At 70.7% G+C, this 19245-nt stretch carries 17 protein-coding genes; 9 read left to right on the top strand and 8 right to left on the bottom strand.

Translation table 11 applies throughout. From position 1 onward, the window contains the following. Nucleotides 1-9 precede the first annotated feature (9 nt). The 5 genes from ABN611_RS27620 to ABN611_RS27600 all read right to left on the bottom strand — a co-directional run bounded on the left by ABN611_RS27620 (nucleotide 10) and on the right by ABN611_RS27600 (nucleotide 5628). Nucleotides 10-2379, bottom strand: coding sequence for a glycoside hydrolase family 65 protein (locus tag ABN611_RS27620; protein ID WP_350275160.1), 2370 nt, complete (start codon nucleotides 2377-2379; stop codon nucleotides 10-12). Next, complete coding sequence (locus tag ABN611_RS27615; protein WP_350275159.1) at nucleotides 2376-3119, bottom strand: beta-phosphoglucomutase family hydrolase; 744 nt, start codon at nucleotides 3117-3119, stop codon at nucleotides 2376-2378. Before ABN611_RS27615 ends, ABN611_RS27620 begins: the two co-directional genes overlap by 4 nt. A gap of 10 nt (nucleotides 3120-3129) precedes the next feature. After that, entirely contained in the window at nucleotides 3130-4110 is a 981-nt protein-coding gene (locus ABN611_RS27610; RefSeq protein ID WP_350275158.1) for an RNA polymerase subunit sigma-70, read from the bottom strand. Further along, nucleotides 4107-4541: a VOC family protein gene (locus tag ABN611_RS27605; RefSeq protein WP_350275157.1), complete on the bottom strand. Its 435-nt coding sequence runs from the start codon at nucleotides 4539-4541 to the stop codon at nucleotides 4107-4109. The genes ABN611_RS27610 and ABN611_RS27605 overlap by 4 nt, the downstream gene beginning before the upstream one ends. Nucleotides 4542-4635: 94 nt before the next feature. Next, nucleotides 4636-5628 carry an alpha/beta fold hydrolase gene (locus ABN611_RS27600; protein ID WP_350275156.1) on the bottom strand — a complete coding sequence of 331 codons (993 nt, stop codon included), beginning with the start codon at nucleotides 5626-5628 and terminating at the stop codon, nucleotides 4636-4638. A 78-nt stretch (nucleotides 5629-5706) separates the two neighbouring features. Here ABN611_RS27600 and ABN611_RS27595 point away from each other — a divergent pair, with 78 nt between their 5' ends. After that, nucleotides 5707-7170, top strand: a complete 1464-nt coding sequence (locus tag ABN611_RS27595) for a sulfatase (protein ID WP_350275155.1) — start codon at nucleotides 5707-5709, stop codon at nucleotides 7168-7170. Then, nucleotides 7161-8150 carry a phosphotransferase gene (locus ABN611_RS27590; RefSeq protein WP_350275154.1) on the top strand — a complete coding sequence of 330 codons (990 nt, stop codon included), beginning with the start codon at nucleotides 7161-7163 and terminating at the stop codon, nucleotides 8148-8150. The genes ABN611_RS27595 and ABN611_RS27590 overlap by 10 nt, the downstream gene beginning before the upstream one ends. Here the strand turns inward: ABN611_RS27590 and ABN611_RS27585 are convergent. Beyond that, nucleotides 8137-9180, bottom strand: coding sequence for an enolase C-terminal domain-like protein (locus tag ABN611_RS27585; RefSeq protein ID WP_350275153.1), 1044 nt, complete (start codon nucleotides 9178-9180; stop codon nucleotides 8137-8139). The genes ABN611_RS27590 and ABN611_RS27585 overlap by 14 nt on opposite strands. Next, entirely contained in the window at nucleotides 9177-10199 is a 1023-nt protein-coding gene (locus ABN611_RS27580) for a DUF4037 domain-containing protein (RefSeq protein ID WP_350275152.1), read from the bottom strand. Before ABN611_RS27580 ends, ABN611_RS27585 begins: the two co-directional genes overlap by 4 nt. Before the next feature lie 38 nt (nucleotides 10200-10237). On the opposite strand from ABN611_RS27580, the gene ABN611_RS27575 reads away from it, so the two are divergent. The 4 genes from ABN611_RS27575 to ABN611_RS27560 are packed head-to-tail and all read left to right on the top strand — an operon-like array spanning nucleotide 10238 to nucleotide 14956. Beyond that, complete coding sequence (locus ABN611_RS27575) at nucleotides 10238-10882, top strand: HAD family hydrolase (RefSeq protein ID WP_350275151.1); 645 nt, start codon at nucleotides 10238-10240, stop codon at nucleotides 10880-10882. Nucleotides 10883-10908: 26 nt separating this feature from the next. Further along, complete coding sequence (locus ABN611_RS27570) at nucleotides 10909-13641, top strand: AAA family ATPase (protein ID WP_350281691.1); 2733 nt, start codon at nucleotides 10909-10911, stop codon at nucleotides 13639-13641. Nucleotides 13642-13661: 20 nt separating this feature from the next. Beyond that, entirely contained in the window at nucleotides 13662-13997 is a 336-nt protein-coding gene (locus ABN611_RS27565) for a DUF2185 domain-containing protein (protein WP_350275150.1), read from the top strand. After that, nucleotides 13994-14956, top strand: coding sequence for an NAD/NADP octopine/nopaline dehydrogenase family protein (locus tag ABN611_RS27560; RefSeq protein ID WP_350275149.1), 963 nt, complete (start codon nucleotides 13994-13996; stop codon nucleotides 14954-14956). Before ABN611_RS27565 ends, ABN611_RS27560 begins: the two co-directional genes overlap by 4 nt. Here the strand turns inward: ABN611_RS27560 and ABN611_RS27555 are convergent. Continuing rightward, on the bottom strand, nucleotides 14953-15795 hold the full coding sequence (locus ABN611_RS27555; RefSeq protein ID WP_350275148.1) for a MurR/RpiR family transcriptional regulator: 843 nt from the start codon (nucleotides 15793-15795) through the stop codon (nucleotides 14953-14955). The two genes, ABN611_RS27560 and ABN611_RS27555, sit on opposite strands and share 4 nt — an antisense overlap. A 212-nt stretch (nucleotides 15796-16007) precedes the next feature. Here ABN611_RS27555 and ABN611_RS27550 point away from each other — a divergent pair, with 212 nt between their 5' ends. Genes ABN611_RS27550 through ABN611_RS27540 form a run of 3 tightly spaced genes read left to right on the top strand, consistent with a single transcriptional unit; the run spans nucleotide 16008 to nucleotide 19218 of the window. Further along, a complete protein-coding gene (locus ABN611_RS27550; RefSeq protein ID WP_350275147.1) occupies nucleotides 16008-17405 on the top strand; it encodes an extracellular solute-binding protein in 1398 nt (465 codons plus the stop codon). Beyond that, a complete protein-coding gene (locus tag ABN611_RS27545; protein WP_350275146.1) occupies nucleotides 17402-18352 on the top strand; it encodes a sugar ABC transporter permease in 951 nt (316 codons plus the stop codon). The genes ABN611_RS27550 and ABN611_RS27545 overlap by 4 nt, the downstream gene beginning before the upstream one ends. A 2-nt stretch (nucleotides 18353-18354) precedes the next feature. Then, on the top strand, nucleotides 18355-19218 hold the full coding sequence (locus tag ABN611_RS27540; RefSeq protein ID WP_350275145.1) for a carbohydrate ABC transporter permease: 864 nt from the start codon (nucleotides 18355-18357) through the stop codon (nucleotides 19216-19218). The last annotated feature ends 27 nt before the right edge of the window (nucleotides 19219-19245 follow it).

Genomic DNA, 19245 nt, shown 5'->3' with positions numbered 1-19245 from the left:
CCCTGAGCGTCAGCTGCCCTCGTTGATCGCCATCGCCGGCCGCGGCTCGCGGCCCGGTGGCTGCGGCGGCCGCGGCAACAGCGGCCTGCGCTTCTCCAAGGTGCGGATCGCGGGCTGCTGCGGGGTGACGGTGATCTCCTCGCCGGCGTGCCGCAACGTCATCGAGGCGTCCGGCCCGTCGTGCACGGAGTACTTCACCGACAACGGCTCGATCTCCACCTTCAACCGGACACCGCGCCAGCGGACCGTGAAGCTCAGCCCGGCCAGTCCGATCGGCAGCGCCGGGTTGAAGCACAGCATGTCGCCCTGGTCCCGCAAGCCGCCGAAGCCCGCCACCAGCGCGCTCCACGCACCGCCGAGCGACGCCATGTGCAGACCGTCGCCGGTGTTGTGGTGCAGGTTGCGCATGTCGATCAGCGCGGCCTCGTAGGCGTAGTCGTACGCGAGGTCCAGGTGCCCGACCTCGGCGGCCATCACGGCCTGCACGCACGCGGACAACGACGAGTCCCGCACCGTGAGGCGCTCGTAGTAGTCGAAGTTCCGCGCTTTCTCCTCGGTGGTGAAGACGTCACCGCACCAGTACGTCGCCAGCATCAGGTCGGCCTGTTTCACCACCTGCGTGCGGTACAGCTGGAAGTACGGCGCGTGCAGCAGGAGCGGGTACTTGTCCTTGTACGCGTCGAAGTCCCACACGGCGTACCCGGTGAACCCCTCGGACTGCGGGTGGACGCCGAGCGCCTCGTCGTACGGCACGTAGACAGCCGCCGCGGCGTCCCGCCAGCGGGCCTCCTCCTCGCTGTCGACACCGAACTCCCGCGCCCGGGCCGGCAGCCTGGCCGCGATCTGCGCCGCGGCCTTCAGGTTGCGCGCGGCCATCAGGTTCGTGAAGACGTTGTCGTCGGCAACGGCGCTGTACTCGTCCGGGCCGGTCACGCCGGGCAGATGCCAGCGGCCGTCGCGGTCGTGGTGCCCGAGCGACATCCACAGCCGCGCCGTCTCGACCAGCAGCTCCAGCCCGACCTCGTCGAGGAAGGCGTCGTCGCCGGTGGCCCGGTGGTACCGCATCACTGCTTCGGCGATGTCGGCGTTGATGTGGAAGGCCGCCGTACCGGCGGGCCAGTAGCCGGAGCACTCCTGGCCGCGGATCGTCCGCCACGGGAACGCCGCGCCGCGGAACCCGAGCTCCGCGGCCCGCTGCTTCGCCAGCTCCAGCGTCGAGTGCCGCCAGCGCAGCGCGTCCGCGGCGGCGTCCGGCATCGTGTAGGTCAGCACCGGCAGGACGAAGCCCTCGGTGTCCCAGAACGTGTGCCCGTCGTACCCCGCGCCGGTCAGTCCCTTGGACGGGATCGCCCGCCGCTCGGCGCGCGCCCCGGCCTGCAGGACGTGGAACAGCGCGAACCGCACCGCCTGCTGCAGCTCCGGATGCCCCTGCACCTCGACGTCGGCGCCGTCCCAGAAGTCGTCCAGGAAATCGACCTGCTGCTGGGTCAGCCCGTCCCATCCGGAGAACCGCGCGCTCGCGAGCGCGGCCGCGACCTGGTCCCGGATCGCGGTCTCCGACCGCAGCGACGACCAGCCGTACGCCAGGTACTTCACCACGCGCAGGCTCTCGCCCGGCTGCAGCTGGCAGATCACCGTGGTCCGCGCCCAGTCCTCCCTGACGTCCTGGTCCATCGCGTACCGGACCGAGGTGTCGACCTCGTGCGACATCGCGGCCGCCATCAACTGCTGGCTGCGGGTGGTCCGGTGGATCAGCACCGTCCCGTGCTCGCCGCCGTCGTGGCTGACCGGCTTCAACGGATTGTCCAGGACGGCGGCCACGCGCGGGTCGTCGGACAGCTTGGGCTGCGCCTCGTTGGCGACCAGCTCCGACTGGATCACGAACCGCGCGGGCTGGTCGACCGGCTCCACGACGTACTCGATCGCGGCGATCGCGCGCTGGGTCAGCGACACCAGCCGGCGGCTGCGGACCCGGATCCGCTTGCCGCCCGGTGACGTCCAGTCCACGTCGCGCTCGAGGAGGCCGGTCCTGAAGTCCAGCGAGCGCTCGTGCTTGCTCAGGTAGCCGTAGCGGATGTCGAACGGCGAGTCGTCGACGAGCAGCCGGATCAGCTTGCCGTTCGTGACGTCGACCAGCGTCTGCCCGGACTCCGGGTAGCCGAAGCCGGCCTCGGCGTACGGGAGCGGGCGCTGCTCGTAGAACGAGTTCAGGTAGGTGCCGGGGATCGCGTACGGCTCGCCCTCGTCGAGGTTGCCGCGCAGGCCGATGTGCCCGTTGGACAGCGCGAACAGCGACTCCGACTGGGCCAGCTTGTCCAGCGCGAGCCGGGTCTCGCGCAGCCGCCACGGCTCGATCGGATGATGGCCTCGGTCGATCATTCGCCCTCCAGCAACTCGGCCAGGTCCCGCACCACCACGTCGGCGCCCTGAGCCCTGAGTCCGGCCGCCTGACCGACACGGTCCACTCCGATCACCTGACCGAAATGACCCGAGCGGCCCGCGGACACGCCGGCGAGCGCGTCCTCGAACACCGCCGCCGCGGACGGGTCCACGCCGAACCGGGCGGCCGCGGCGAGGAACGTGTCCGGCGCCGGCTTGCCCCGCAGCCCCTCGGTCCGGATCGTCACGCCGTCGACGATCTCCTCGACGTACTGCGCCAGCCCGGTCACGTCGAGGACCTCGCGGGTGTTCGCGCTCGACGACACCACCGCCCGGCGGAGCCCCGCCCGCTCGACGGCCTGCAGGTACCGCCGGGAGCCCTCGAAAACGTGCACGCCCTCGGTCCGGATCCGCCGTTGCACCGCCTCGTTCTTCCGGTTGCCGAGCCCGTTCACGGTCATCGCCGCCGGCGGGTCGTCCGCCGTCCCCTCGGGCAGCGTGATGCCGCGCGCCGTCAGGAAGTCCCGGACCCCGCTCGCGCGCGGCTTGCCGTCGACGTACGCGTCGTACTCCGCCCGCGCGTCGAAGGCGTGGAACGGTATCCCGTGCTGCTCCGAATAGGCGCGGAGGAACTCGTCGAACATCTCCTTCCAGGCAGCGGCGTGGACGGCTGCGGTGTCGGTGAGCACACCGTCCAGGTCGAACAAACAGGCCTGGATCCCCGTGGGTAGTCCGAGCATGCCTCCCACATTAGGGGGTCAGGTGGTCGGGAAGGCCGAAGGCGGGGAAACGGGAGTAGCCGAAGGTCGTGATCTCGACGATCTTGCCGCCGTCGACCCGCAGCACGTCGAGCTTGAACGCCCGCCACACGGTGTCCCCCGGCCGGAGCAGGTACGACGCTGCCGCCGGCAACCGATTCGCCGATGTCGGAACCAGTCGCCAGTCGCCGTCCCGGTCCGGTCCGAAGCCGCGCTCGAAGAGCGGCAGGCACGCCGCCAGCCCGTCGAAAACCATCGGGTTCGGCGGCATCGAGATTCGCAACTCCTCCGCCGCGATCGCGATCGCGGCCTCCGCGTCGCACCGCTCGTGCGCGTCGATGAACCGCGCCAGCAGCTCCCGCTCCGCGGCGGACGGCCGCGGCGCGCTCCAGTCGGCGCGCCGGGCCGGCAGCCGCTGCTGCATCGTCGCCCGGGCCCGCTGCAGGGCACTGTTGGCGGCGGCAACGCTGGTGTCGAGCAGCCCGGCCGTGTCCGCGGCCGACCAGCCCAGGACGTCACGCGCGATCAAGGCCGCGCGCTGCCGGGCCGGCAGCGCCTGCAGCGCGATCAGGAACGTCAGCTCGATCGTCTCGCGATCGACCACGACCGCGTCCGGTTGGTCGGCCGGCGGGGCGATCTCGTCGAGCAACCGGTCCGGATACGGCTGCAGCCACGCCGGCTCGCCCGGTGAGGCCGGCGGCGCGGCCGCCGTCCGCCGGCCGCGCCGCCGGGTGAGGTCGAGGCAGACGTTGGTGGCGATCCGGTACAGCCAGGCGCGGAAGTAGGCGCGCCCGTCGTACTGGTCCAGGCTGCGCCAGGCGCGGAGCAGGGTCTCCTGCACCGCGTCCTCGGCGTCGTCGAACGACGCGAGCATCCGGTAGCAGTGCACGTGCAGCTCCCGCCGGTACCGCCCGGCGAGGTCGGCGAACGCGGTCTCGTCCCCCGCGAACGCCGCCTCCTCGAGCGTCGTCATGCCGGCGGAGTGGGTTCGGGCGCGCCGTCGGGGACCTCCTGGACGATCCAGCCGTTGCCGTCCGGGTCCTCGAACGTCAGATAGGTGCCGTACTTGCCCCGGTTCGGGTCGAGACCGCCCTGCTTGCCCTGGGCGGTGAAGTGGAACGGCTCGCTGACGTCCACGCCGTGCTCGACCAGCTGGGCACGCGCAGCCACGATGTCGTTGACCACGAGGTGCGTGGCCTGGTAACTGCCCGGCGCCGCCGTCGTCAGCCCGATACCGATGCTGATCGAGCAGGCCGACCCGGGCGGTGTCAGCTGCACCACCCGGAAGTCGGGACCTGCCTGGTGATCGACGTCCACCGCGAACCCGAGCTGCTCGGTGTAGAACTTCTTCGCCCGGTCCACGTCCGACACGGGGACGACGAGTAGTTCGAGCTTCCAGTCCATCTTCGGCCTCCTGAGGTCCGGTCGGTCCCAGTCTGACCGACGCTGCTGACCGTGAAACGACGCCGCGACCGGAAACTCATCGGTCCGCCGATGATCAGCTTGCGAAGACCTCCGCGAACCAGTCGAGCTGGGCGAGTTGCTGGTACGTCTGGCCGCCCTCGTGCTGGTTGTACTGGTAGACCTCGATGTCCTTCCGGTCGCTCCCGTAGTGGTTGAAGGCCGCGAAGACCGTCGACGGCGGGCAGGTGGCGTCCATCAGCGCGACCGAGAACAGCGCCGGCGCGGTGGCCAGCCGGCCGAGGTTCACGCCGTCGAAGTAGCTCAGCGTCGTGAGCACCGCCTCGACGTCGTGCCGGAAGCCCTTCAGGTACCGGGTGATCTCGCCGTACGGGTCCCGGTCGGTGATCTGCAGCGCCCGCTCGAAGTGGCACAGGAACGGTACGTCGGGCGCGCAGCCGAGCAGCTCGATGCCCGCGATCGGCGCGAGACCGGCCGCGGCGATCGAGATGCCGCCGCCCTGGCTGCCGCCGGTGACGATCAGCTTGTCCGGGTCCACCAGCGGCGACGTCCGCGCCGCGTCGAGCGCCCGGACCGCGTCGATGAACACCCGGCGGTAGTAGTACGTCTCCGGGTCGGTGATGCCCAGCGTCATGAACCCGGGCGTGTGGTTCAGGCCGGCGTACGGCGTGTCGTCCGGCGTCCCCGCCGGCCCGCCCTGGCTGTAGCCCTGCCCGCGGGTGTCCATCACGAAGTGCGCGTACCCGGCCTGCGCCCAGAGCGTGGTCGCGTGCGGGAAGCCGCGGCCGCCGGAGTACCCGTGGTACTGCACCACGGTCGGCAGCGGACCGGTCGCCCCGGCCGGCACGTGCAGCCAGCCCTTCACGGGCGAGCCGCCGAACCCGGCGTAGGTGACGTCGTAGGTATCGATCACGGCGAGCTTGTTGTCGACCGGCGTGAACGAGGCGGACAGGTCGTCGGCGCGCGCCTTCTCGATCGAGCGGCGCCAGAAGTCGACGAGGTCGGCGGGCGCGGCCACGTCGGGCCGGTACTCGCGGAGTTTGTCGAGGGAAAGGTCGAACATGGCCATGAGCGCCAAACCTACGCCCAGCGGGCCGGTCGAGGTAAGCGGTGTCCAAAATCGGCCGACGCTGACTAGGGTGAGACGGTGCCGACTCCCAACATCGTCTTCGTCATGTCCGACGACCATGCCGCGCACGCGATCTCGGCGTACAGCGACAACACGCGTAGCAAGGTCAACAGCACGCCGCACCTCGACCGTCTGACCCGGGACGGGGTGCGGATGGACGCGACGTACTGCACGAACTCGATCTGCTCCCCGTCGCGGGCGTCGATCCTGACCGGCACCTACAGCCACGTGAACGGGGTTGCGTCGATCTACACCCAGATCGACTACCGGGTGCCGACGATCGCGGAGGTGCTCAAGGACGCCGGCTACCAGACCGCGCTGTTCGGCAAGTGGCACCTGGGGCAGCGGCCCGAGGCCGCGCCGCGGCACTTCGACGAGTGGCGGATCTTCCCCGACCAGGGCGAGTACGTCGACCCGCTGATGATCGGGCCCGACGGCGCCGGGACCGTGCCCGGCTACGCGACCGACATCGTCACCGACCAGAGCATCGACTGGCTCCGCCGGCGCGACCCCGACCAGCCGTTCCTGCTGCTCGTGCACCACAAGGCGCCGCACCGGCCGTGGGTGCCGGACGAGAAGCACAAGGATCTCTACCCGGTCGGCTCGATCCCGGAGCCGAGCACGCTGTTCGACGACCACAGCACGCGCAGCCAGGCGGTCCGCGGGGTGCGGATGTCGGTCGCGGAGGACCTCGGCGTCGAGGAGCTCGGCGAGGAGCTGCCGGAGGAGCTGCGCGGCCCGGAGAACCGCGAGGCGCGGATGCGCTGGAAGTACCAGCGCTACCTGCGCGACTACCTGCAGTGCGTGCAGTCGATCGACGACAACGTCGGGCGACTGCTCGATTTCCTCGACGACGAGGGGCTGGCCGAGAACACCGTCGTGGTCTACACGTCGGACCAGGGGTTCTTCCTCGGAGACCACGGGTGGTTCGACAAGCGGCTGATGTTCGACGAGTCGCTGCAGATGCCGATGATGATCCGCTGGCCGGGCGTCATCGAGCCCGGCGGGACCTGCGACGCGATGGTGACCAACGTGGACTTCGCGGCCACGTTCCTCGACATGGCCGGGCTGGACGCGGCCGAGGTACTGCCCACGTCACAAGGCCGGAGTTTCCTGCCGTTGCTGCGCGGTGAGGAGATCCCGGACTGGCCCGAGGCGATCTACTACCGGTACTGGGAGCACGACGACCCCAACCACAACGCCCCGGCGCACTACGGCATCCGCACCCGCGACCACAAGCTCATCCACTACTACGGCGCCGGCCTCGGCGTACCGGGCTCGTCCGACCGCCTTTCGGAGCCCGAGTGGGAGCTGTACGACCTTCGCAACGATCCGGAGGAACTGGTCAACGTCGCCGACGACCCGGCGTACGCCGCGACGCGTGCGACGCTGACCACCCAGCTCGCCGAACTCCAGGAGCACTACGGAGACCTACCGTACGAAGGCCCTTCGACACCGGCGCCGCACTGGCCGTGGACCTGACCTTCTCACCGGCGGACGTCAGCGCCGCCCTGGGTACGCCGGTGCGTGCTGTCGAGGTCGTGGACACGTTCGCGGCCTCGGCGGCGGAGGTCGCGCGGCTGCTGGTACGCCGTACCGCCGGGCCCGACCTGACGGTCATCGCGAAGCTGGCGACCGGCGCCGGTCTCGCGGCGGCCCGTCGCGAGGTGCAGTTCTTCGAGCACCTCGCACCGCGCTGGCACCATCCGGCTCCGCAGTACCTCGGCGCGCACGACACCGGCGAGACCGTGCTGCTGCTCACCGAGGATCTCGAGGCGAGCGGCTACCGCTTAGCCGGAACCGCGGTGTCGGACGAGCAACTGCGCGGAACCATCGAGGTCATCGCCACCCTCCATGCGCACTTCTGGAACGACACGTCGGCGGCACCGGCGCCGGAGCTATCGGTGACGAGCTCCGCGCAGGGCTGGCCGCCCGACGTGATCGCCCGTCATGCCGCAGCAGTGCGCGATGCGGCGGACAGGTTCTTCGGCGGCACCTCCGAGCTGACAACCGCCGAGCGTGCGGTCCTGTACGACGTACTCGACGTCTGGGCGCACTGCTTCCAGGAGCGCGTCGCGCAGCGCCGGGACCTGACGCTGATCCACGGCGACTTCCACTTCCTCGGGAACATCTTCTTCACCGACGGCGACCCGCGGCCGAAGGTGATCGATTGGTCAGAGCTGAAGCCCGGCCTAGGTCCGCACGACCTCGCGTACTCGCTCAGCGCGCTCCCTCATCGGCAACGTGAGGCTCAAGACCTGCTGCGGCACTACTGGAAGGCGCTGGCCGTCCCGGACTACAGCTGGGAGCTGTGCGGCTGGGACTTCCGGTTCTCGGTCTTCAGCAACCTCTTCCAGTCCGTGTTCCAGCAGAGCTGCCGTTGGTACCGCGCGGCTTGTACCGCCATCGACGCCCTGGACAGCCGTTCCGCCTTGGACGGGCCGCCCACTACGGCAGGTTGATGCCGAAGCCCGGCTGGTCCGGGAGGACGACGTATCCGTCCTCGAGGGTGTAGCTGCCGGGGCCGGGGACGCCTTCGATGATCGGGACGTTGCCGAGGCCCGCGGCCAGGTGGGCGGCGTACAGGGTCTTGATCGGGAGGCCCCAGGCGTGCGGTGAGGCCTCGGCCTTGAGCTGCGGCATCGTGCGGCGCCAGCCGGTGAGGCCGTGACTGATGACGTCCATCAGGGCCACGTCGACGAGGCCCTCGCCGGCCAGTTGCAGGACGTGGTCCACGTCGGGGTCGTACTCGCCGTCGGCGACCTTCGGGCGGGTCGGCAGCTCGCGGAGGCGGTCGTGGAGGGCCTGCAGGTCCGGGCGGCGTTCGGCGAACGGCTCCTCGATCCAGTAGAGCTCGCAGTCCGCGACGCCGTCGAGGTACTCGAACAGGCCGTTGACGGTGAAGCCGTCGTTGCCGTCGACAAGGATCCCGGCGTCCGGGTACAGCTCCCTGGCGAGCCGGGTCACCTCGATGTCGCGCTGCAGCCCGGCGCGCGGGTCCATCCACCGGTGCCCGCGGCCGATCTTCAGCTTGAAGTCGCGGAACCCGAACGCGTGGTCCTGGACGAGGTTCGCGCGGATCGCCTCGAGCCCGCCGTCCAGGTCGTCGAAGTAGATGCCGCCGCTGTAGCAGCGCACCCGCGGCGAGCCGGCGCCGCCGAGCATCGCGTACACCGGCACGTCGAGGATCCGCGCCGCCAGGTCGTGCAGCGGGAAGTCGAGGAACTCCGCCGCCGGATCGATCACGCCGCGCGCCGGATCGATGAGCTCCGCCACCGAGCGACCGACCAGCGCCCCGGGGTCACCGTCGTACAACGGAAGTCCCCAGCCGGTCGCGCCGCGGTCGGTCTCGACGACGTACGCCGTGACGACGCCGCCGCTGCCGTGACTGCCGAGGAACGAGTTGCGGCCGATGGTGCGCAGGTACTCGAAACCGAGTTTCGCGGTCGTGACCGAGCTGATCACGTGCTTGGACAATGTCGGCACTGTCACTGGTAGACCTCCACGAGGCGCCGGTAGGCGGTCGACTGACTGAGTACGTCGGTGTTGTCGACGAACTGGTCCACGGAGCCGATCAGGCCGTAGCCCTTCAGCCGCGGGTCGGACACCGTCGCCAGACACGCCTCGACGTACCGGCCGGCGTCCAGGACCAGAGCCGGGCGGTCGAAGAACGGGCGCGGCGCGGTGTCCAGCTCGGCGGTGATGCCGAGCGCGTTGTGTCGGCGGGCGACGAGCTCGTACGCCGTCACCAGCGCCCGCTCGCGGTCCGCGAGGTTGCCCGCGGCAACCGCGTCGGCGAGCGCGCGGTCGAGCCCGTCCGGATGCCCGAGCCGGGCGAACGCCGTACCCAGCCATTTCGTGTACGGCGCGTACGTCCGCGCCTGCAGCAGCGCGAGCCGCATCACGTCGCGCACGAGGCGCGCTGTGACGACGCGCGAGCCGAGCTCGTCGCCGACCTCGTGCGTGCGCTGCACGAACGGCTCCTCCTGCGCGATCCGGGACCACTGGCAGGCGAGCATCCAGCGCCAGAGCTCGTCCGGGTACCAGGCCAGGGCCTCGCGGACCGGAGCGAGCCGCCCGTCGTCGGCGTACACCTGCCCGCGCACCACGCCGAGGAGCTGCTGCTGCGGTGTCACCAGCCAATCGCGCTGGCTGATTCCCTGCGACGCGTCGAACCCCAGGTGGTCGCGGAGCCAGTCGCCGAGGGTCGCGACCGTGATGTGGTGCGAGGCCTGATGGGTGTCCCAGCCGAAGCGGACCGGTACGCCTCGGTACTCGTCCGGCAGTGCGGCCTCGACGCGCTTACGGACCGGCTCGACCTCGTCCGCGTCGACCAGGATCACGAGCCGCGGGCCCCAGCCGTGGTCCGTGGATCGGGCGGTGTCGTACCCGAGGACGTCCGAGCCCCAGCCGAGCAGACCAGCGGCGTGCGCGGTCCGGTCGAGCCGCGGCGCGATCACGTCGGCGTAGAAACCCGCGGTGAGTTCCTGCGCTGGGACGAATTCCGGCATGCGCAGCATCCTCTCACTCCTCGCACTACAGTGACGCCGTGATTTCGCATGTTGTGTGGGACTGGAACGGCACGCTCCTCGACGACAACCACGCGGTGCTCGCGGCGGTCAACGAGGTCTGCAGCGGCTTCGGCCGGGCGGACCTGACCTGGGACGAGTGGCAGGCGGCGTACGCGCGGCCCATGCGGCTGTCGTACGAGCAGATCCTGCGGCGCACGCTGGACGAGGACGAGTGGGCCCAGGTCGACAAGCTCTACCACGAGCGGTACGACGCCCTCCTGCACACCTGCGAGCTCGCAGCGGATGCCCACGACGCACTGCGCTCCTGGACCGCGGGCGGACGCACGCAGTCGTTGCTCTCGATGTGGTTCCACGCGAGGCTGACGCCGACCGTCGACCAGTACGGCCTCACCTCGTACTTCTCGCGCATCGACGGCCTCCCCGGTGAGGTAGGCGGCGGCTCCAAGGCCGACAGCCTCCGCCTGCACCTCGAGGCCCAGAACCTGGACCCGACCACCGTCGCCCTCATCGGCGACGTGGTCGACGACGCCCAGGCCGCCCAGTCAGCCGGCACCCACTGCGTCCTCGTCACCACCGGCGCCATGACCGCCGAATCCCTCCGAGCCACCGGAGCCCCGGTCACCACCTCGATCACCGAGGCCCTCCACCTCCTGGACGCCTGACTCCATCTAGGCTGATCGGCGTGGGGATGGGTGAGCTTCGCGGGCGGCGGCGGGAGATCGGCGTACTGAGCGGGCTGGTCGGGGAGGCCAGGGCCGGGCGTAGCCAGGTGCTGGTGCTGACCGGTGAGGCCGGGGTGGGCAAGTCGGCGTTGCTGGACGCGCTGGTGGCTGGGGCCGAGGGGTGCCGGGTGACCCGGACGGCCGGGGTCGAGTCCGAGATGGAGCTGGCGTATGCCGGGTTGCACCAGGTGTGTCAGCCGTTCCTGGACCATCTGGAGCGGTTGCCGGTGCCGCAGCGGGAGGCGCTCGGTACGGCGTTCGGGCTGGTCGGCGGGGCGACGCCGGACAAGTTCCTGATCGGGCTGGCGGTGCTCAACCTGCTCGCCGACGCCGCGTCCGAGCAGCCGGTGCTGTGCGTGGTCGACGACGCACAGTGGCTGGACCTGATGTCCGCGCGGATCCTCGCGTTCGTCGCGCGGCGGCTCGCGGCCGAGTCCGTGGTGATGGTGTTCGCGGTCCGCGACGGCGTCGAGCACGCGTTCGGCGGGCTGCCCGAGCTGGAGATCCGCGGACTCGACGACGCGGACGCCCGCGCCCTGCTGGAGTCCGTCCTGCCGGGGCCGATCGATCCCCGGGTCCGCGACCGGATCGTCGCCGAGACCCACGGCAACCCGCTCGCCCTCCTCGAACTCCCCCGCGCCTGGACCGCGGCCGAGCTCGCCGACGGCCTCACCGCGGGCACGCTGGCCGGCCGCATCGAGGACAGCTTCGTACGACGTCTCGAAGTACTGCCGACCGATACCCGGCTGCTGATGCTGACGGCGGCGGCCGAACCGCTCGGCGACCCGACGCTGCTCTGGCGCGCGGCCGAGCAGCTCGGACTCGGCGCGGACGCGGCCGCGGGTGCCGTCGAGTCCGGGCTGATCACGTTCGACCGGCAGATCCGCTTCCGGCACCCGCTCGTGCGCTCGGCGGCGTACCGCCTGGCCTCACCCCAGCAACGGCTGTCGGTGCACCGCGCGCTCGCGGGCGCGACCGATCCCACCACCGATCCGGACCGGCGGGCCTGGCACCGCGCGCAGGCGACGATGGCTCCGGACGAGGACGTCGCCGCCGAGCTCGAACGCTCCGCCCAGCGCGCCCGCGCGCGGGGCGGTTTCTTCGCCGCCGCCACGTTCCTCGAACGGTCCGCCGCACTGACCATCGACCCCGCGCTCCGGGCCGACCGGCTGCTGGCCGCCGCGACCGCCAAGCGCAGCGCCGGCGCACTCGACTCGGCCCTCGAGCTGCTCGCCGGGGCAGCCGCCGGACCGACGGACGCGCTCCGCGAGGCGAGCAGCACCCGGCTGCGCGGCGAGATCGCCTTCGACCAGGGCAACGCCGCCGAGGCCGCCCGGACACTCGTCGATGCCGCGAAACAGCTCGACCCGCTCGACCACGAGCAGGCCCGGATCGCCTACCTCGAAGCGATGTCGGCGGCGATCTGGGCGAGCGGCCCGGACACGCCAGGCATCCTCGGCGAGGCCGCGTCCGCAGCCCCCGCGCCGGCGCCGTCGGACCCGCCGGGCGATCTCCTGCTGCAGGCGCTCGCGCTCCGCTTCACCCGCGGGTACGTCGCTGCCGCGCCGCAGCTCGTCAAGGCGCTCGAGCACGCCCGGCACAGCGACGGCGAGGCCGCGAACGTCGGCGGCTGGATGTGGCTCGCGGGCAACCGCGCGAGCGGGATCGTCGCGATCGATCTCTGGGACCTCGACGCGGCCCTCGAACTCGCCGCCCGCCACGAACGGATCGCCCGCGACGGCGGCGCGCTCGTCCAGCTCCAATGGGCGCTGAACTTCCGGGCGAACGTCGTCTCGATGACCGGTGACCTGGCGGCCGCCGCGACGTACGTCGACGAGGAGCGGCAGATCGCCGCCGCCACCGGCAACCGCGTCCTCGGGATCGGCCGGATGCAGCTCGCGGCGCTGCGCGGCGACGAGGCCGGGGCCACCGCGCTGATCGACGCGATGATCAGTACGGCGCACGACCAGCAGCAGGGCCGGATGACCGCGATCGCGACGTACGCGAGCGCCCTGCTGCACAACGGCCTCGGCCGGTACGAGACCGCACGGGACGCGGCGCTGCAGGTGTTCGAGCAGGACCCGGTGGCGTACGGCGTCCTGGTGATCGGCGAGCTGGCCGAGGCCGCGTCGCGCACAGGCGACACCAAACTGGTCGAGACCGCGCTCGGCTGGCTGAGCGCACGGCTCGCCGCCGTCCCGACCGACTGGGGCCGCGGGATGGAGGCCCGCGCGCGGGCGCTGCTCACCAACGACGAGGCGGCGTACCGCGCCTCCGTCGAGCACCTCGGCCGGACCCAGCTGCGCGTGGAGTCGGCCCGCGCCGAGCTGCTGTACGGCGAATGGCTGCGCCGCGAAGGCCGTCGTCAGGACGCCCGCGAACACCTGCGCACCGCGCACGAGCAGCTGGCCGCGATGGGCGCGACCGCCTTCGCCGAACGCGCCCGCCACGAGCTGCTCGCGACCGGCGAGACCGTCCGCAAGCGCACCCCCGAAACCACCAACGACCTGACCGCCCAGGAGGCCCAGATCGCCGCCCTGGCCCGCGACGGCCTGACCAACCCGGAGATCGCCGCCCAACTCTTCATCAGCCCTCGAACCGTCGAGTGGCACCTCCGCAAGACCTTCTCCAAACTCGGCATCACCTCCCGCCGCCAACTCCGCACCGCCCTGCGGCCCCGGACCGCACCGTTCGCCTGACCACTCGGAGGAGACCAGCGATGCAGTTCATCCCCAAAGCCGGGGCGTGCCTGACCACCACCAACGTGCTGTCCGGCGCGGGCCGGGTGAAGTGGATGGTGCGCGAGGAGTCACGGGCCTCCGCCGACAACGGTTGGCGGATCTTCTCCCACATCGACACCAGTGAGTACCTGGCGGACTCGGCGAACATGAAGGTCGTCGACTACAACGAGGTCTGCGAGATCGAGCCGGCACTGATCGGGATCTGGGACCTGCCGGTCGGTTCCGATCTGCAGCTCGTCGACGAAGGTCAGGGCATCAAGATCGTCGAGACGGCCACCGGCCGCGTGGTGACGCCGCGCTGGCCCGCACCGTGAGGTTCGCTGTCCTCGGGGACACCGACCACGCGTTGTTCACCGCGGCGGCCATTGCGGCGCGCACCCAGCAGCCGATCTCGGTCGGCAGCGATCGCCGCGTTCGGGTGACCGCGCTCGGAGATCGCCCCATCGAGGTCGTCTCGGCGCCCCAGCCAGAGGCCGACGCGTACGTCGTACTCACGGATGCCGCGAGCCTCCTGGAGCTGATCGCGCGGTACGCCGACCTGCTGGCCGATCGCGCCGTACTGCTCGTCGCCCCGGGTGTCGGCGGCTCCGCGCTGGTGCACGCCCGGTTGCCGGATGCCACGATCGCGGAAACCAACGCGAACCCGTTCATGGGCAGCATCAGCGGCTCGACCGTGACGCTGCGCGGCGCGAAACGCGGGCTGCTCGCCGGCGACCTGCACCCCGGCAGCACAGCCGCAGAGATCTTCGCGCCCGCCCTCGACCTGGTCCCCGCGACCGCCGTTGAGAGCAGCCTCGCCAACACCAACCACGTCCTGCATCCCGCCCTGGTGCTCACCAATCTGAGCAGGATCGTGAACGCCACCCCGTTCACGCTGTTCCGCGAAGGCATGTCGGCGGCGACCGAGCGGCTAGTAGTTGCCACCGACAACGAACGTGCCGCGCTCGCCGCAGCGCTCGAGGTCCCGTACACGCCGGTCGGCGACTGGTTCACCCGGTTCTACGGCGACCAAGGATGTGTCGGCGCCACGCTGACGGAGGCGTTCGCAGCCTTCCCGCCGTTCGCAACCGCCGCCGGACCGACCACGCTGGGACACCGCTTCCTGACCGACGACGTGACCTGCGGGCTCGCCGTCCTCGAAGAGGTCGCACGGCGCGTCGACGTCCGCACGCCGGTGACGACGTCGACCGTCACAGCCCTGAGCGCCGCCGCCGGCACCGACCTGCGCGCGACCGCCGGCGAGCGCGCGGACGCACTGCTACGGCACCGCTAACCCCGATCCAGCAGGTTCAACCGGCTGAGCAGCTCGGCGGCCCGGTGACCGACGTTCTCGCTGCGCTCCGGATGTCTCGCCACGAGATCCGACAGGACGCCGTACACCACGCTCAACGCCGCGGTCATCGACGGGAAGAACGACACGCCTTCCGTGGGGACCACCAACGTGTGGTCGCTGAGCTTCGCCGCCGGTGAGCTCGCGGAGTCGGTCAGCACGCAGATCGACGCACCGGCCTCGCGGGCGAGTTCGATCGCGGTCGTGGTGTCGCGGTAGTACTGCCAGAAGCTGATCGCGACCAGGCAGTCGTCCGCGGTCAGCGACGCGAGCGCGTTCGCCAGCCGCACACCTCCCTGGTCCACCATCACCATGTCGATCCCCCGGTTGGCGCCCAGGGTCGCGAGCACATGCCCGACGGCCGCATGCGTCCCGAAACCCAGGACGACGGTCCGCCGGGCGGCCGCGATCGCGTCGACGAAACCGGTGACCTGCTCCGGGTCCACCTGCTGCGCGGCCAGCTGGAGGTTGTGGATGTCGCGGTCCAGTGCCGAGTGCACCGGCGAATCCGCGACGTCGGTGCGGTCCGCGAGCCGGGAGGACAGGAACGCGTCGCGCAGCCCCGCCTGCAGGTGCGGCCACCCGGTGAAACCCAGGCTCTGCGCGCAGCGCGTCACCGTCGCGACGTTCACTCCCGCGCGCTCGGCCACCTCACCGGCACTCGCGTACGACGCGAACGCCGGCTGCATCTGCAGCACCTGGTAGACGCTCAGCAGCTTCGGGCTCAGCCGGCCGGCGGGCGACGAGGCTGCCAGCCATTCGGCGACCTGCTGCTCGGACATGCCGTTCCTCCCCGGACTCTGCGACGCCGCCGACTCTAGCGGCCGCCTCGTTGCAATGGTTACTGCATCCAGTTAATTCTGCAAGACCTATTGCAGAGTCGCCGGATTCCTGCTTCCATCGAAAACGCCACAACCCGCCGGCTCTCCGCCGGGACCCAGTGATTGGCAGGATTCCCGTGCATCCCAGTCACCAGCCTCCACACCGCACCGCGATGACGCGCCGCCGCTTCCTCGGTGCGCTCGGTGCCCTCGGCACCGTCGGCGCCGTCGGCGCGGCCGCGTCCGCCTGCGGCTCCACACCACCCGCCACCGCCTCGATCGCGCTGCCGGACGGGCTCTGGCCGTACACCGGCCCCGCGCTGACCAAACAGCGGATCACCCTGCGCGTGCTGCGCCAGCAGTTCCCGATCAAGGTCCAGGACCAGTACTTCAGCAAGCTGTTCGCCCAGTTCACCGCCGCCTACCCGAACCTGCGGATCGAGGACCAGACGGTGCCGTTCGGCGAGCTCTCGCAGAAGGCGCAGCTCGCGATCGCGGGCGGTTCGCCGCCGGACATCATCCTCACCTTCGGCGACTTCATGCCGGAGTACGTCGCCAACAACGCCGCCGTACCGCTCGACGGCCTGATCGCCGACGACTTCATCGAGGACATCGTCGCGCCGACCAGGACGCTGCACTCGCACGACGGCAGGCTCTACGCGATGCCGTGGGAGCAGCAGATCCTCGCGCACTTCTACAACGCCGACGTGTTCGCGAAGTACGGCGTCGAGGCGCCGCCGGTCTCCGACGACCCGGCCGACGCCTGGACCTGGGAACGCACCCGCGAGGCCTGGCGTGAGCTCGAGGAGGCACAGCGCGGCGACGACCGCCGGCTCTGGTCGCTGGCGCCGTCGATCATGGGCCCGGGCGGTCCCGGGTCGAGCTACTGGTTCGAGGGCATCTTCCTGCGCTCGGCGGGCGCCAGGTCCGGCACCGAGTCGGAACGCCGTACCTTCGAAGCCGTCTCCCCCGACGGCACGAGCGCCCGCGGGTACGTCGACACCCCCGAAGCGGTCGCGGGCATGCAGTACTACCAGAGCCTGTTCACCGACCGCCTCACGCCGCGCGCCGGCCTCCCGAACGCCTGGTACGACGGACGCGCGGTCTCCTTCGTCAACGCGGACACGACCGCGCTGCGCGCCCAGCAGCTGAAGGTGAAGTTCCGCTGGGCGGTCGCTCCGGTGCCGGCCGGCACGACCCAGTTCAGCCACGGCAGCGGCGCGGGCTTCTTCGTCGCGTCGGCGTCGAAGCACGTCCCGGAGGCCGCCGCCCTGCTGGCCTTCCTGCACAACGACGCGAACCGGATGACCTGGCACAGCGAGGTCCGCGGCACGCTCCCGGCCCGCACGAGCCTGTTCGAACGACTCCCCCGCTACCGGCAGCACCCGTACAAGCTGATGCTCAACACCCTGGAGAAGTGCGCCTACCCGCCACCGGCCACGCCGGGCGCGCTGAGCTACCAGTACGTCCTCAACTCCGCGATCAAGGACATCGCGCTCGGCGCCGACCCGGCCGAGCGACTGCGCCGCGCGGCGACCAAGCTCGACACCCTGCTGGCGAGGTACCGATGACGACCCAAGCACTGCGCACCGAAGCCGAACCGACCGAGGCGGTCCCCGGCCGGACGGCGGCGACCGCCGTCCGCACCCCACGCTCGCACAAGCTGACGATCGGCGTGCTGCTCGCGCCGGCCTGCGTCGGCCTGGCGATCTTCCAGCTCGGCCCGCTGGTCTACGCGTTGCTGAACAGCTTCCGCCAGGTCAGCCTGCTCGACCTGACCAACAGCAAGTACGTCGGACTGGCCAACTACGCCGAACTGCTGCAGGACACGACGTTCTGGCACTCGATGGGCAACACGCTGCTGTACGTCGTCGGCAAGCTGGTGGTCCAGGTACCGCTGGCGTTCGCGCTGGCCGTCCTGCTCGACCGCAAGCTCCGCGGTACGGCGCTCGCCCGGGCGGCCCTGTTCGCGCCGCTGGTCACGTCCGGTGCGGTGATCGCGGTGATCTGGAACCTGATGTACTTCCCGGACACCGGTCTGTTCAACGCGATCATCGACTGGTCCGGGCTGCCGACGCAGCCGTTCCTGACAAGCAGCGCGCAGGCCCTCCCGGCGATCCTGCTGGTCGGCATCTGGGAGGACATCGGCTTCTCGGTCCTGATCTTCCTCGCCGGCCTGCAGGCGGTGCCCGCGTCGGTCTACGAGGCCGCCGAGCTGGACGGGGTGCGCGGCTTCCGGCTGGCCCGGTTCGTCATGCTGCCGCTGCTGCGCCGTACGACGATGGTCGTCACGTTCATGGCCACCGTCTTCAGCTTCCGGGTCTTCACGCCGATCTTCGTCATGACACAGGGCGGCCCGGACAACGCGACGAACAACGCCGTGTACTTCATGTACCAGCAGGCGTTCCAGTTCTCGAACCTGGGCTACGCGTCCGCGGTCGGCGTCACCGTGATCGTCCTGGTCGCCGGCCTGCTCGCCCTGCAGGCCCGGCTGCTGCGCACCGACTTGGAGTACTGACCATGGCACTGTCCTCAGCCGCAACGCCCGGCGAGCGGGTCCGCCGCCGGCTCGGCTCCGTCGTCCTGCTCGCCGTCACGGTGGTGTTCTTCTTCCCCTACCTGTGGATGCTGGCCTCGTCGCTGAAGCCGACCGCGGACGTCTTCAAGTACGGCTTCCCGCTGAGCTGGAAGACGTTCCTGCCGCCGGAGCCGACGCTCGCCAACTACGCCACGATCTTCTCCGAGTTCGGTTTCGGCCGGAACCTGCTGAACAGCCTGATCGTCGTGGTCTGCCAGGTCGTGCTCACGATCGTGGTCTGCGCCGGCGCGGGCTTCGTCTTCGGCCGCTACCGGTTCCGCGGCTCGCGGGTGCTGTTCGCGCTGGTGATGGTCGCCTCGTTCATCCCGTTCGAGGTGGTGATGGTCCCGATGTACGTCGTCACGCGCGAACTGCGGCTCACCGACACCTACGCCGGGCTGTTCCTCCCGTGGGTGGCGAACGCGATCGGCATCTTCCTGATCCGGCAGAGCGTGCAGGAGATCCCGCGGTCGCTGGACGAGGCCGCGGCGATCGACGGCGCCTCCACCTGGCGCACGTTCGTCCAGATCATCCTGCCGAACCTCCGCCCCGCGCTGCTGACCGTCGGCCTGATCAGCGCGGTCGCCGGGTGGAACCAGTTCCTCTGGCCGCTGATCGCCGTCCAGGACCCCAACAAGCAGGTCGTCCAGGTGGCGATCGCGACCTTCACCGACCCCGGCCAGCTGCCGACCTGGGGCGAGCTGTTCGCGGCCGCGTCGGTCGCCGCCGTCCCGCTGCTGGTCGTCTTCCTCTTCCTTCAGCGCTACTACATCCGGGGCGTCGTGACGTCCGGGATGAAGGGCTGACCCGAACCCATCGACAGGAGTGTCACC

It is taken from the genome of Kribbella sp. HUAS MG21 (assembly GCF_040254265.1).
In the GTDB taxonomy this organism is placed as follows: Bacteria; Actinomycetota; Actinomycetes; order Propionibacteriales; family Kribbellaceae; genus Kribbella.
Note: the sequence above shows the minus strand (reverse complement) of the source record. Positions and strands in the feature narration are given on the sequence as shown.